This window comes from Arthrobacter sp. Dra40, assembly GCF_059091905.1.
This window is the reverse complement of the sequence record NZ_JBNHHB010000135.1, coordinates 1-14,213: the sequence shown is the minus strand read 5'-3', so window position 1 is coordinate 14,213 and position 14,213 is coordinate 1. Positions and strand designations below refer to the sequence as shown.

The window sequence follows — 14,213 nt, the reverse complement described above, 5'->3', positions numbered from 1 at the left end:
ATCGCGGCGTCGAGGACGACCAGCAGCAGCGTCATGGGATAGTACACCCACTGCAGCGGTCCCTCGGGAATCTCCATTGGGCCAATCTATCGGGAATGCAGGCCCGGTGGCAGACTGGAAAAGATGGAGATCCGGATCCTCGAAGGCGACATCACCCAACGCCAGGTGGACGCCATAGTGAATGCCGCCAACTCCAGCCTGCTCGGCGGCGGCGGAGTGGACGGCGCCATCCACGCCGCCGCCGGACCGCAGCTGCTGGAAGCCTGCCGCCGGCTGCGCGCCACCGAGCTGCCGGACGGGCTGCCTCCGGGACACGCGGTGGCCACCGAGGGCTACTTCCTGCCGGCCAAGTGGGTGGTCCACACCGTCGGGCCCAACCGGCGGGCCGGCCAGACCGACCCGGAGGTGTTGGCCCGATGCTTCCGCGAATCGCTGCGCGTGGCCGATGAGCTGCGCGCCGAAACGCTCGCCTTCCCGGCGATCGGCGCAGGTGTCTACGGTTGGGATGCGGCGACGGTGGCCAGGCACGGCATCGGCCAGGTTTTGAAGTACGACGGCGGTGTCCAGGTGATCGAATTCGTCCTGTTCTCTGCCGGGATGGCTGAGATCTTCCGCCGGGTCCACACGGAGCTGGTCGCCTAACCCTTGTCCCGCAGGCCGTAGTAGCGGCGCAGCCAGAGGGAAAGTCCGTCCAGACCGGGGAAGAGCACCCGCTCATTGACGTTCGCCTGATCCAGGTGATCCCGGATGCGCCACTTGAGTTCGGCCGGGACGATCACTTTCCGGTAGATCCCGGGGTGGCGCTCCAGCCAATCGTCCAGGCCTGCTGACGGATCGGACATGGTGGAGAAGATGGCGGCTTGGTTGACAATGCGCTCATCCAGGGACGGCGGCTCGAAGAACAACGGGACGCTTCCCCCGTCGGCGTCGGTGAACCGGTCGAACTCATCGAGGGTAAAGGCGGCGCGGGAGAGCACATCGGTGGTGAACAGGCCGCCGCCCAGTGATTCCACGGCCGCCCGCAGTTCATCCGGCAGCAGGCGGTGGGCCGAAGCATAGTCGACGCACCAGATGGCGCCGTCCTCGTCATACCTGCTGGTGTCCCGGGTGGCAAAGTGCAGGGCCACGTAGGGAGAATGCGACCAATCCAGCAGGCGGGTGGGCAGGCCATGGTGCTGGGCCACACTGAGCCAGTTCCAGTCCGAATCTCCGGGCGAGGTATCCCGGTGGGCATACTTGCGGAAGTTGCGCAGGATGTGCCGTTCCACTGCAGTGTCCGACTCCCCGCGCAGCCGCACCAACCCGGTGGAGAGCGTCCGGTCCGCCGAGGTGTGGCCCCGGTAGGCGACAGCCGGCCTGAACTGGCCCTGCGAAGGCTGCCACCGGCTTTCGGTCAAGCTGGCAATCAGGCCAAACAAGTCGTCGGCGCCCACCTGGATGACGGACTCCGGCCCGTCCGGTGTTGAAGCAGGATCGCGCTCGACAGCATCCGTTCCGCTGCCGGCGGGAGCCGGGCGTGTGGCAGCATCCGTGCCGCTTTCGGCCGGAGCCGGACCGCCTTCAGCTGAAGCCGCGTTCCCGGCGCTTCCGGCAGAACCCGTGCCGTGTTTGGCCATCAGGACGGACCGCGGTCGATCGCTTGCTGCACTGCGGACGCTATGCCGCCGGCGTACGGTTCACCGTGGCCCGGCAGTACCGTTCGCGCATCGATGTGAGCCAACGCCTGGAGGGAGGCGAGAGCTTGCCGGGTGTCGGCGGTGGCCGCGGCCGCCACGATGTGTGGGCCGCGGGCGCCGGTGTAGGGATCCAGCGTGACCAACGCGTCCCCCGTCATCACGGTTCCCCGCTCGGGGAAGTGCAGAGCGCAATGGCCTGCGGTGTGTCCGGGCGTCGGCACGACTACGGGTGAGCCGGGCAGCGACGCTGCAGCCCCGCCGTCGAGCGGCCGCAGATCCGTGACCCCCTTGACCATGAGGGCGCCTGCTGCTGTCATGCGGCTGAGAATGGGGATGCAGCGGGGATATTTGACCGGGTAGGCCAAGCGGCTTTTCTCATGTTTGTACCGGTACGGGTGGGCGGCGATGTAGTAGTCGTCGGGGTGGCAGTACACCGGAATGTCGAGGTCGTGCTGCATCCGGGCGGCAAAGCCCAGATGGTCGAAATGCGCGTGCGTCAGCACCAGGGAGGTGATGTCGCGCGGCGAACGGCCCAGTTCCCGGATGGCTGCCACGGTCATCTTCCACATCGCCGGGAGGCCGGAGTCGACCAGCATGACGCGCTCGCCGTCTTCGACAATGTAGAGGTTCACATCCGCATGGGTGACTCGGTGAATGTTGTCGGCGACGTTGCGCTGGAACATCAGTGCCTCCTGGCGAGACGACCCCCGCGGCGGTTCGGCCGCGGGGGAGCGTGGTCCGTCACTCCTTACGGAGCTTGTCCTGAACTGCCCCCGCGGTCTTTTCGACCATGTTGGGAACCTCGGTGGTGCCGTAGAAGCGGGCGTCCGGATGTGTTGGCTTGGGCATCGGGGCGCTGGTGGTGGCCGAATCGTGATAGCTGAATTCGCCTTTGCCGTCGGGCGCAGGTCCGCTGGCCCAGGAGCCTTCTGCTGCCGCGGCACCGTCGGAGAAGTTTTGGTACTGGTAGGCCACGTCCCGGTTCTCCTTCGACAGCGGGAAATTGCTCGGCACGGGCAAGGTCTCGGACCCCTCCTCCTGCAGTTCGCGCGCCGCGGCGATCCACTGGTTCTGGTGCATGGTGTCCCGAGCGAGCAGGAAGGACAGCAGATCACGGACACCGTGGTCGTCGGTCATGTGGTACAGTCGGGCCACCTGCAGCCGGCCCTGCATCTCGGCATTGGCGTTGGACGTGAAATCAGCCAGCAAATTGCCGCTGGCGGTGACGTAGCTTCCGGACCACGGGTTGCCGTTGCTGTCCACTGGCCGGGCGCCCGCCCCTGCGACAATGGCCTGCTGAACGTCGGTCCCGCCCACCACGGCGGCGATGGTCGGATCGGACTGGACCGCCTCGTCGGTGATGCCGAGCGGGGCTTTCTCCAGCAGTTGGGCGATCATTTTGGCCAGCATCTCCACGTGGCCAAACTCCTCCGCGGCGATGCCGTAGAGCAGGTCCTTGTACTTGCCGGGGATATGGATGTTCCAGGCCTGGAAGCTGTATTGCATGGCGACGGTGATTTCACCGTACTGTCCGCCCAGGACCTCCTGCAGTTTCCGGGCATAGACGGCATCCGGCTGGTTCGGTTCGGTTTTGTATTGAAGCTCTTGTTTATGGAAGAACATCCGCGGCGACCTCCGCACCATAAGGACCCGCCGTCGCTACCGCCAACTCATCGGTCTGGGTTGGCCCACGTGCGGGCCGGATGCAGACCACGCTAGGCACGCAGTATTTAATAAGCAACCTTAGTGACTGTTTCAGCCTCTCCCGACGCTTAAATCGGAAGTCCGCTTCCCGGCTGGCGGCTCGGGTGCGGGAGCATGGATTTTCTACCCCTCTTCCGGCACAATGGCGCCCACGTTCAGCCCGGCAGGGAAGGGTAAACCATGCGTCCGGCGACACTGGCAACCAGTCACGGCCTGTTCAACCTGGTCTTCGGGGTGTGGCCGCTGCTGCACTACCGCAGCTTCGAAGCGGCCACCGGGCCAAAAGCGGAACCCTGGCTGGTCAAGACGGTCGGTGGACTGATGGTCGCTGCCGGGTATGCGCAGGTGAGGGGCGCCCGGAGTGCGGACGGCGTGGCGGCAGCCCGGCGGATCGGCATGGGTTCGGCCGCCACGTTTGCAGTCGTTGATGTCCTCACCGCTGCTCCCGGGCGGATCAGCAGGATCTACCTCGCAGACGCGGTGGTCGAGATCTGCTGGTTGGTCGCCTGGGCGGGCGCCGGCCGCGGCGAGGGGAGTCGGCTCCCGCAAAGAGCGGGCACCGTCGCCGGGAGGTCAAGCCCCGATTCCGCCGGTCGTAGCAATGGGAGGTTGCCGAAGTTTACCGAAGCAGGGGGTTAACTGCTAAGCAAGCTTATTGTAGAGTGTTTTGATCAGGGTCCATATCAAACGGTGCCGGGCACGCACCTGCCGCAGCGCCAGATTGGAAGAGCGCCATGTCTAGGGAAGGCAACATCCAGGCCCGAACCACCGAAAGGTCTCCCCTCCAAAGGGCGGCGCAGATCTTTGGTGTCATTTTTCTCTTGGTAGGAATCCTGGGTTTCATCCCGGGAATCACCTCAAACTATGGCCAGATGGCATTTGCCGGTCATCAATCCGACGCGATGCTTCTGGGCGTCTTCCAAGTGTCCATCCTGCACAACATCGTCCACCTGCTGTACGGTGTCGCCGGTCTGGCTTTGGCCCGGAGTGCCGCCAACGCACGAAACTACTTCATTTGGGGCGGCGCGGTCTATTTGGTCATTTGGCTCTACGGCCTGTTCATTGATCAGGAGAGCGGTGCCAACTTTGTGCCGCTGAACACCGCGGACAACTGGCTGCACCTGGTCTTGGGCGTGGTGATGATTGCCCTGGGCCTGCTGCTTGACCGTAAGCGGGATACCAGCGCGCGGGGCACCTCAGCCGGCCGACTCTAACTCGACAGCATTCCCAGCCTCAAGGCGTCGCTGGCGTTACCGGGCCGGCGGCGCCTTGTGCTGCCCACTCGGAAAGATCCAGCTGGCTCCGGTAGGCCACCGGGTTGCCGCTGACCGGGTCGGTGAAGGAGATGCCGCGGGCCAGCAGCTGGAGCGGCCGCGCGAAATCGTCGGGCGCTTTGTCCAGCAGTTCCGGGTAGAACGGGTCGTGGATGATTCCCACGCCCAGTGAAGCCATGTGTACGCGCAGTTGATGGGTCTTTCCGGTATGCGGTTCAAGCTTGTACCGGCCCAGCGTGCCGCACTGTTCCAGTAGCTCGACCCGGGTCTCCGTATTGGGTTCTCCGTCAACGACCTGGGCTAAAAGGTAGGTGCGGGACTTGACCATACGGTTGCGCACAATTTGCGGGAACCGGAGCAGCGGATCCACGGGTGCGATGGCTTCGTACACTTTGTGGACCCGACGTTTTTCGAACAACACCTGGTATTCGCCGCGGGTTGCGGGGTTGGTGGAGAACAAGAGTACCCCGGCCGTGAGCCGGTCCAGCCTGTGCATGGGAATGAGATCCGGGAGATCCAGCTGGCGGCGAAGCCGGACCAGCGCTGACTCCTGGATATAGGTGCCGCCTGGGGTGGTGGGCAGGAAGTGGGGCTTGTCCACCACCAGGATGTTCTCGTCCTGGTGCAGGATGCTGATCTCCACCGGCAGCCGCTTCTCACGGGGCAAAGTCCGGTAGTACCAAATGAATGTGTGGGCATCCAGTGGAGTGGACCGGCTGAGCACCACGCCGCCTTCGCCGACAATTTCGCCGCGGTCAAACCGGTCCCTGATGCCGTCTGGATCCACATGGCCCCACCGGTGCAGCATGTAGTCCAGTGCCGTGTCCCACGGCCCTTCCCCGGGGAGGCGCAGACGGGTAGCGTTCACGCCGTCGCGTACCGGGAGCGGGGATTCCATCACCCATCAAGGGTACCTGTCGAGGCCGCGCCGGGCGCCGTGCTCAGGGGCAGCCGGTGATGCGGTAGAGCTTCGCGTCCCCTTCAGAGTCCACCAGCTCGAACCCGTTGGCCTCGGTCAGCTCCTGCAGTCCGGGCACCGAAGTTCTCTCGCCGGGGTGCACGGAGCGGTTGCCGAAGTCCAGCACGAACTGCACGTTCTGCTCCTTGACGGCTGCGCAGACCGCCGGGTCCTGGTGCATCTGGTCCAGCTTTTCCATGATGAGCTTGCCGCCCAGGGTAGGGGAGGTGGTTCCCGAGGGGACCAGCGCGGGTCGCCCCGTATAGGCGTAGGACAGCGAGGCTCCGGTCAGGGGGTCGCCGGCAATGACAGCGCCTTCGGGTACGCGTTCAGGAAGACGCTTGATCAGGGTGAGTTCGTCGAGGGTGAGCAACTGCGACTTGTCCGTAAACCGGTACTTGGCGGCGGCCTCGGAGATGCCGCGCTGCACTGCAAACAGCGGCACCAGCGCCAGGCTGGCGACCACCAGCACGCCGGTCGCGGCCGGGCGGAGCCACGGGGGTTGCTTCTTCTCGCGGCGGGCCAGCGCAGCCCGGAAGAAGGAGCGCGCCGTCCCGGCCAGCGCGACACCGCCGATGGCGGCAATCAGCAGCCCGGCCACCGGAAGCATGGCGCTGATGCGGAAGAAATCGTTGTACCAAATGCCCGTCACCCACCAGCGCAGGCCGGGCATGCCCTGCCAGTTGCCGATCACGTACAGGGCGGCCGCCACGACGTACATTCCCAGCGCAAAGCGGTTCCTGCGCAGGTTGAAGACGACGGCGGCGCCCACGATAGTCAGGACGGTCGCCAGGATGGACATGGGACGTTGGAGCGGGGAGTGCAGAACCACCTCCACCAGAGCCGCCGCGGGGTTGCCCATGTGGTCCCAGTTGCTGCTGCTGCTGCGGGCAGGACGGAGGGAGATCCACAGCGCCACCAGTACTACCAGGTAGGTGCCGGCGCCTGCCCAGGCGCGCCACCGCCGTCGTTGTTCCTTGGCCCGCATGGCCGGGAAGGCGGCCGCGAGGACCGGCGGCACGGAGAGCGCCAGCAGGCCCATGATGGTAGCGGGGTGGGACAGCGCCATGCCCGGCAGCAGCCCGATCAGCAGCAGCACGTTGCCTTCGGCGGACACGCGTGTGTGCACACCCAACCGGAGCAATTGGAGCACAATGCCCAGCGCGGCCGGGAGCATCGCGATGGAGAGCATGAACGGATAGACCACGCCGAACTCCAGCAGCAGGTACGGGAAGCTGCTGTAGGCCAGCGAGAGTACCGCAGCGACCAGCAGCGGCATGGTGCGCTCGCCGGTGATGCGGCTGACCAGGAACAGGCAGCCGCTGCTCCAGATGCCGGTGAGCAGCACCAGATTGGTGATGTTGATGGCCGCCGCAGGCTGCAGCCCGGCGGTGATCATCACCAGTGAGACCACGTCGTGCCAGCCCGCCGGGTAGAAAACGCCCCGGTCCGTGGTGCCCAGGTAACCCAGCGTCAGCGAGGAGGCGTTGCCCGAGTCGGCGATGTAGCGCAGCGCGTTGAGATGGAAAATGTTGTCGTGCGACTGCGCGATGTTGTCCGGGGCACCGAAGATCCAGATCATCGCTGCGGCCAACGGCACCGCTGACACGGCCCAAGCAAGGATGAGCGAGCGCCAGGGCGCCTGGCGGTCCGGGGTTTTGGGATGCTGGTGCAGGCGGTGGCCCACGCTGCGTCGGAGCAGCCAGAGGATGCCGCCGACCAGCACAGTGACGGCCAGCAGCTGGGGCCAGGCCCAATCCAGTCCGAGCACGCGGCCAAGTTCGGCGGCGAGCACGATGCCGGTAACGCCAAACGGTCCGGCCAGCGCCACCAAGGACAGCCGGCGAAGGCCGAGCACGAAACCCCAGAGCAAACCAGGCCCGAAGACGAGGACGATGGCCAGCAGCGCGGCCGGAATCGTCTGCACCCAGCTCATGGGCTCCCTTCATCAGTTGTCGTCACCATATTACGGTTCGTACCGCCCGGCTGCCGCCGCGCAGGCGAAGCAAGGGGCCCGGAGGCCTTGCAGAGTCGGGGGCCGGCTGTCGGGGACGGGGAAAATCCCTGACCCGGACGCCAAGGGGTGATCCCGGTGGCACCCCGGACAGGGATGCCAGGGCGTCACGAAGGGCGGAGCACCCGGCACATCAGGGAGCCAGCGGTTGGCAGTGCGGGCAGAAGTAGACGTCGCGAAGGTCCATGGCCGTGTTGCCTTGCAGGTCGTGGGCAATGGGTGTGCCGCAGCGGGCGCAGGGGCGGCGTGCCCGGCCATAGACCCAGAGCGATCCGCCGCGGGTGGCGGAACCGGTGGTGCTGCGCATGCCGCGGTCTTTGTTGACGTCCAGTAGTTGCCGGGCCTTCTTCACCAGCCCGGGAAGATCCGGAACCTGCGCAACCGGGGTCGACGGATGCACCCGGGCGATGAAGCAGACTTCGCAGCGGTAGATGTTGCCGATCCCGGCGAGGTTGCGCTGGTCCAGCAGGGCCAGGCCCACCGGACGGTCGGGCTCCTGCCGCAGCCGCCGCAGCGCTTCGTCCGCGTCCCAATCCGGCCCCAGCAGGTCCGGACCGAGATGCCCCACCAGCGTGTCCTCCTCGGCCCGCGGCACCACATCCAGTGCCGCCAGCAAGAAGCCGACGGACGTCGTCGTCGTGGTGGAGAGGATGAGGCGGGCCTGGAACGCGGGCTTTCGCCAGCGCTCGCCGGGTGCGTAGACCTGCCAACTGCCGTCCATGCCCAAGTGCGAGTGCACGGTCAACCCGCCGATCCGCATCAGCAGGTGTTTGCCGCGCGAGATGACGTCGTCGACCGTCTGCCCGGAGAGGTCCAGTGTGGCGTAGCGGGGCACCCGGAAGTCGGTGCCGGTCAGCTGCTGCCCGGCCAGCGCCGCCCGCAAACGCCTGGCAGTCCGCCAAAGGTTGTCGCCCTCAGGCACGGAACCTCAGCCCCCGCGGGGTGGAATAGAACCCCGCGTCCATGAGGGCGCGGGCCAGGGGCGTGTCCAGGATGCTGGAGCCATTGACCTTTTCCACAGCCATTTTGTCCGCGGCACCGCGCCGGATGACCTGCACCAGCGCCCGGGCACACAACGCGAGCGCCTCCTCGTCCTCGGTGAAGGCCAGCAGCGTCTTGCCGCCGCGTTCGGCATACAGGGCCAGTTCTCCGTCCACCAGGACCACCAGGGCGCCCGCCTTCCGGCCGGGCCGGTGGCCGGATTCCTGCGCCGGCCAGGGCAGGGCAGCGCCGTATGGATTGGCCGGGTCGGTCGCCGCCAACGCGATGGCTGACGGCGGCTGCTCGCCTAGCTGGGCATCGCGGCTGAAGGAACGCAGCCGGTCAACGGTGGGCGCGACGGCGAACTGGGCGGCGCCGAGGTGTTCGATGAAGTAACCGCGGCGGCAGCGGCCGGATTCCTCCAGTTTGCCCAGCACCTTGTACATCAGACCGAAGCCGCCCGGCACCGATTCGGCGGCCACCGAGCCGCGGGTGACCACGCCGTAGCGGTCCAGCAGCAGCTCGGCGGTGGCGTGCGCGCGGATGGTGGGATCAGCCTCCGCGGCCGGCAGCAGCGACCAGCGGCCGGCAGCGGTAGGCGGCGCGGTGCGCGGCTGGCCGGTAGCCTTGCCGGCGCCTGTGCTGCCTGCCGCACCCACGCCGGCCCCGCCCGGTCCGCCGGCTGCGGCGCCGGGGTGCAGACCGGCACCGCCCAGTCCGGGCAGGCGTCCGATCCGGCCCAGCCGGGCCGACCGTGCCCGGGGCGGCGCGTTGCGCTGCCGGTGGGCGGTGGTGCCGCCGGCCAGCAGCGAACGGACCGGGGCGAACGTGTCGTTGGTGATCCGGCCGGCCCAGAGCAGTTCCCACAGCGCGGTGACGACGGCGTGGTCCCCGGGCTGGGTGCCCCCGGCCGCCAGCAGGTCCGAGAGTTGGCGGAAAAAGTAGGCTCCGCCGTAGCCTCCGGCGCCGGCGAGCGCATTCAGGAGTTCGTATTGCAGCACGCTGGGCTCGAAGTCCGGCTGGGGGTTCAGCGTCAGGTGCGCGGCGTCGGCCAGATGCAGGCTGATCCACCCGTCATTGCCGGGCATCGAGCCGGCCCCGGCGATCAGGACTTCTCCGGTGGCGGTCAGTTCGTCCAGCATGGCGGGGGAGTAGTCGGTCACCCGGGACGCGAAAACGAGCGGTTCCCACGCCGACGCCGGGATGGGCACCCCGGACAACTGGTCCACCACCGTGACCACGCCGTCCAGTCCGCGCAGCTTGGCGCCCACGTTCTGCCAGGCCGGCAGGAACCGGCCAAACGTGGCCGGATCGACCGGCTCGACTTCCTTGCGCAGCGCAGCCAGCGACCGGCGGCGGATCCTGCGCAGCACCTCAACGTCGCACCACTCGGTGCGGCGCCTGTCGGCCGTAAGCGCTGAAGTGCTGCCGGCCTCGTGCGCGGCGCCGTTCTCTCCGTCATCCGGTGCGCCACCGGGACGGAATTCGCCCTCCACGACGCGGCCGTCTTTGAGCAGCCGCTGCAGCGCAGTATGCACGACGGCGGTGCCCAGCCCCAGCCGCCGGGCGCATTCGGCTGCCGTGAACGGACCGTGGGTGCGGGCGTAGCGGCTGACCAGGTCTCCGAGCGGGTCGGCCACCGGTTCGATGAACGCCAGCGGCACGCCCAGAGGCAACGGGACCCCGAGGGCGTCGCGGAGCCTGGCTGCGTCTTCCACCGCGGCCCAGTGCTCGACGCCGGCGATGCCCACCTTCAGGGCGCGGTTGGCCCTGGCGAGTTCGGCGGCCAGTGCTTCCACGTGGGCCGTCCCGTCAGGCGCGCCGGCGGCTTCCCTCCCGTCCAGCACCTCGGGGAGCTGGACGCGGGCGGCGATCTCCGCCGTCGTCAGCGGTCCCAGCAGGCGCAGCAGGTCAGCGATGCCCTCAGCGCCCTTGACCTTGCGGTCCTCGGTGAGCCGCTGCAGTTCCTGCTCGGTGTGGGCGATGATGCCTTCGTCCAGCAGCTCGCGCAGTTCGGCGCGGCCCAGCAGGTCGTTGAGCAGGCCGGGATCCAGGGAGAGCGCCGCCGCCCGTCGCTCGGCGAGCGGGGAGTCTCCTTCGTACAGGAAGCTGGCCACGTAGCCGAAGAGCAGCGAGCGGGCGAACGGCGACGGCTGCTGGGTGGTGGTCTCCACCAGTCGCAGCTCGCGCCGCTCGATTCCGGCTGCGATGTCCTTGAGCGCGGGCAGGTCATAGACATCCTGCAGGCACTCGCGCACCGTCTCGAGGATGATCGGGAAGGTAGGGTATTTGCGCGCCACATCCAGCAGCTGCGCCGAGCGCTGGCGCTGCTGCCAAAGCGGGCTGCGCTTGCCTGGATTCTTGCGCGGCAGGAGCAGGGCGCGGGCCGCGCATTCGCGGAACCGGGAGGCAAAAAGCGCGGAACCGCCCACCTCCGCAGTGACAATCTGGTCAAGTTCGTCGGAGTCGAAGAGGAACAACTCGGCGCCGGGCGGCTCGTCTTCCATCATCGGCACGCGCAGCACAATGCCGTCGTCGGCAGCCATGGCAGAACCATCCAGGCCGTACCGCTGATGCAGCCGGGCACCCACGGCCAGCGCCCAGGGAGCGTGCACGGGCATGCCGAACGGGCTGTGCAGCACCACGCGCCAGTCGCCGAGCTCGTCGTGGAAGCGCTCCACCACCAGGGTGCGGTCGCTGGGAACATCGCTGGTCGCCTGCTGCTGCTCGGCCAGGTAGGCCAGCAGGTTCCCCGCAGCCCATTCGTCCAGCCCGGCGGCGGCCAGCCGTTCGCGCGCCGGTTCCTCCGCGGTCCCGGACAGTTCCCGGACGAAGCGGCCCAGCGCCCGCCCGAGTTCCACCGGCCTGCCGAGCGAGTCACCCTTCCAGAACGGCAGCTTGCCCGGTTGCCCGAAGGCCGGCGAGACCAGCACGCGGTCGTACGTGATGTCCTCGATCCGCCAACTGGTGGCGCCCAGCGCGAAGACGTCGCCGACGCGGGATTCGTAGACCATCTCTTCGTCCAGCTCGCCCACCCGGCGGCCGCCGCGGTTTTTCGCGTCCTCGGAGCCCACCAAGTAGACGCCGAAGAGTCCGCGGTCCGGAATGGTGCCACCGGACGTGACGGCGAGCCGCTGCGCGCCGGGCCGGCCGGTAATGGTCCCGGCGTGCCTGTCCCAGACAATCCTGGGGCGCAGCTCGGCGAATTCGTCGCTCGGGTAGCGACCGGCCAGCAGGTCGAGGGTGGCCTCGTACGCCGAGCGCGGCAGCGTGGCGAAGGGCGCGGATTTGCGCACGACGTCGAACCATTCCTCCACATCGACGGCGCCCAGCGCCGTGGCCGCCACGGTTTGTTGCGCGAGGATGTCCAACGGGTTGGCCGGGATGAACAAGGGCTCGATCCGTCCGGCGAGCATCCGCTCCACGGTCACCGTGGTGTTGACCAGGTCCTGCCGGTGCTTGGGGAACAGCACGCCCTGCGAGACTTCACCCACCTGGTGCCCGGCACGGCCCACCCGCTGCAGGCCGCTGGCCACCGACTGCGGGGATTCCACCTGCACCACCAGGTCCACGGCGCCCATGTCGATGCCCAGCTCCAGGCTGGAGGTGGCCACTACACAGCGCAGCCGGCCGGACTTGAGGTCGTCTTCGATCTGGGCGCGGGCTTCCTTGCTGACCGAACCGTGGTGGGCGCGGGCGAGGACGGCATCGGCTCCGGACATGGCACCAGCCTGGGCCATGATCTGGGCCGGCGGCTTGGTCTGGGTGCGGGAGCCCGAACCAGCGCCCGGGCCGGAACCCGAATCCGGCCCGTTTTCGGCAGCCTCGCCGCGGGCAGCGGTGCCCCAGACGTCCTCGCCGGCGGGCGGGAGGGCTTGGCGTTCGGTCCAGATCTCGTTGAACCGGGCCGTGAGTCGTTCGGCCAGGCGGCGCGAGTTCGCGAACACGATGGTGGACCGGTTCTCGGCGATGAGGTCCACGATCTTCTCTTCGACGTGCGGCCAAATGGAGGCGGGCTGCGCGCCCGGCCCCAGTTCCTCCTGGCTTGGTGCGGCCAGCGCCGTCATGTCCTCCACCGGCACCGTGACGGTCAGGTCCCAAGACTTCCGGGCCGGCGGGGCGACGATCTCCACCGGCGCGTTTCCGCCCAGGAAGCGGGCCACGGTCTCCAGCGGTTCGACCGTTGCGGAGAGGCCAATGCGCTGGGCAGGCCGGGTCAGCAAGGCGTCCAGCCGCTCCAACGTGAGCGCCAGATGCGCGCCCCGTTTGGTGCCGGCCACGGCGTGCACCTCATCGATGATCACGGTGTCCACCGAGGCCAAAGTTTCCCGTGCCTTGGAGGTCAGCATCAGGAAGAGCGATTCCGGCGTCGTGATCAGGATGTCCGGCGGATGCGTCAACAGCCTGCGGCGTTCAGTGGCCGGGGTATCGCCGGAGCGCACGCCCACGGTGATGGACGGGGCGGGCAGGTCCAGCCGTTTGGCGGTCTGCGTGATGCCGATCAGCGGGGCGCGCAGGTTTCGCTCCACGTCCACGCCCAATGCCTTCAGCGGGGAGATGTAGAGGACGCGGGTGCCGCGGGACTCCTTCTCCGCCCGTCCGCGCCGGGGCGCCGGTGGCGGGACTTCGACGGGTAGTTCGGGCTGCGTTTCGGCGCGGGAAATGAACGTGTCCAATGCCCACAAAAAGGCCGCCAGGGTCTTGCCGGATCCGGTGGGTGCCACCACCAATGCGTGGGATCCGGCGGAAATGGCGTTCCATGCTCCGGTCTGGGCATCTGTGGGCGCGCTGAAGGCGCCGGCGAACCACTCGCGGGTGGCCGGAGTGAAGCGTCCAAGCACTGGCGTCGTCATACCGATGTCTTGAGCCTAGCGGGCAGCGCCGACGGTGTGCAGATCCACTGCCGGCGGGCAGATCCGCAGTGGGCGGCTACGGGGCCTGGAAAGTGCCCACAGTCATCAGCACCACTGACTTATCGGAGCAGCCGACTGTTTTTTGGGTGGCGGTAATCCATTCCTTCTGGTTCGGCGGGTAGACCTTGACGCCTGTTACGCCCGTCAGTCCGCAGGCCTCGCCGTAGTTCTGGGCGTTGGTCTGCTGCAGCTGTGCCTCGGCCCTGCCGCCCGGCTTGAGGGTGACGGCCACCGACGTGGCGTCGGGGTCCCGCTCGGCCGGTGCCCCCACCTGCTTGCCGGCGGCGTCCACGTAGGAAACTCCCGGGTACCCCGCCAGGGTGCACGGCTGCTCCCCGGTGTTCGTGAGCACCAGGGTCCGGTAGACACTGCCGGCGGCGCCGCTGCCGGGGCGGGTCTCAATGGCTGCCTTTAACTGGCTGGCTCGGCAAGGATCGTCGCCGGCACTGTTGCTGGCTCCCGGGGCGGAAGTGGCGCTCCCTTCCGGGGAAGCCTCCGGGGAGGCGGTGGCCGTGGCGGTTTCCGGAGCGGGAACTGAGGACGACGGCGGTGCGCTGCCTGCGGGGCTGGAGGACGCAGGTCCGGCGCTGGCTGACTGGTCCGCTTGGCCGCAGCCGGCCAGCAGCAGGGCGGATCCAACGAACAGGGCCGCGGCGGCTGGGCGCATCGCACATCGATTCATCATGGTCACAT

General features: G+C 67.9%; 11 protein-coding genes. 3 read left to right on the top strand and 8 right to left on the bottom strand.

From position 1 onward, the window contains the following. Positions 1-123: 123 nt before the first annotated feature. Complete coding sequence (locus AC5RWT_RS27340; protein WP_494082938.1) at positions 124-642, top strand: O-acetyl-ADP-ribose deacetylase; 519 nt, start codon at positions 124-126, stop codon at positions 640-642. Here the strand turns inward: AC5RWT_RS27340 and AC5RWT_RS27335 are convergent. From AC5RWT_RS27335 to AC5RWT_RS27325, 3 genes are read right to left on the bottom strand one after another with little or no spacing between them, the layout of a single operon-like run. After that, positions 639-1,616 carry an FRG domain-containing protein gene (locus tag AC5RWT_RS27335; RefSeq protein WP_494082937.1) on the bottom strand — a complete coding sequence of 326 codons (978 nt, stop codon included), beginning with the start codon at positions 1,614-1,616 and terminating at the stop codon, positions 639-641. The two genes, AC5RWT_RS27340 and AC5RWT_RS27335, sit on opposite strands and share 4 nt — an antisense overlap. Further along, the gene (locus AC5RWT_RS27330) at positions 1,616-2,359 is read right to left on the bottom strand and encodes an MBL fold metallo-hydrolase (RefSeq protein WP_494082936.1); all 744 of its coding nucleotides are present in this window, start codon (positions 2,357-2,359) and stop codon (positions 1,616-1,618) included. The genes AC5RWT_RS27335 and AC5RWT_RS27330 overlap by 1 nt, the downstream gene beginning before the upstream one ends. A 58-nt stretch (positions 2,360-2,417) precedes the next feature. Continuing rightward, entirely contained in the window at positions 2,418-3,299 is an 882-nt protein-coding gene (locus tag AC5RWT_RS27325; RefSeq protein WP_493969726.1) for a manganese catalase, read from the bottom strand. A 261-nt stretch (positions 3,300-3,560) separates the two neighbouring features. Here AC5RWT_RS27325 and AC5RWT_RS27320 point away from each other — a divergent pair, with 261 nt between their 5' ends. Together AC5RWT_RS27320 and AC5RWT_RS27315 are read left to right on the top strand one after the other, a co-directional pair. Next, positions 3,561-4,019, top strand: a complete 459-nt coding sequence (locus AC5RWT_RS27320; RefSeq protein ID WP_494082935.1) for a hypothetical protein — start codon at positions 3,561-3,563, stop codon at positions 4,017-4,019. A gap of 95 nt (positions 4,020-4,114) precedes the next feature. Then, positions 4,115-4,594, top strand: coding sequence for a DUF4383 domain-containing protein (locus AC5RWT_RS27315; RefSeq protein WP_493969728.1), 480 nt, complete (start codon positions 4,115-4,117; stop codon positions 4,592-4,594). 19 nt (positions 4,595-4,613) lie between these two features. Here AC5RWT_RS27315 and AC5RWT_RS27310 read toward each other — a convergent pair whose 3' ends face one another. The 5 genes from AC5RWT_RS27310 to AC5RWT_RS27290 form a co-directional block, all read right to left on the bottom strand. Beyond that, complete coding sequence (locus tag AC5RWT_RS27310; protein WP_494082939.1) at positions 4,614-5,552, bottom strand: RluA family pseudouridine synthase; 939 nt, start codon at positions 5,550-5,552, stop codon at positions 4,614-4,616. 43 nt (positions 5,553-5,595) lie between these two features. Further along, positions 5,596-7,548: a DUF6541 family protein gene (locus AC5RWT_RS27305; protein ID WP_494082934.1), complete on the bottom strand. Its 1,953-nt coding sequence runs from the start codon at positions 7,546-7,548 to the stop codon at positions 5,596-5,598. Between the two features lie 211 nt (positions 7,549-7,759). Next, the gene (locus AC5RWT_RS27300) at positions 7,760-8,548 is read right to left on the bottom strand and encodes an Fpg/Nei family DNA glycosylase (protein ID WP_494082933.1); all 789 of its coding nucleotides are present in this window, start codon (positions 8,546-8,548) and stop codon (positions 7,760-7,762) included. Beyond that, entirely contained in the window at positions 8,541-13,460 is a 4,920-nt protein-coding gene (locus AC5RWT_RS27295) for an ATP-dependent helicase (protein ID WP_494082932.1), read from the bottom strand. The genes AC5RWT_RS27300 and AC5RWT_RS27295 overlap by 8 nt, the downstream gene beginning before the upstream one ends. Before the next feature lie 76 nt (positions 13,461-13,536). Next, positions 13,537-14,213, bottom strand: a 677-nt coding sequence (locus AC5RWT_RS27290) for a DUF4232 domain-containing protein (RefSeq protein WP_494082931.1), incomplete at its 5' end; no start/stop codon positions are given.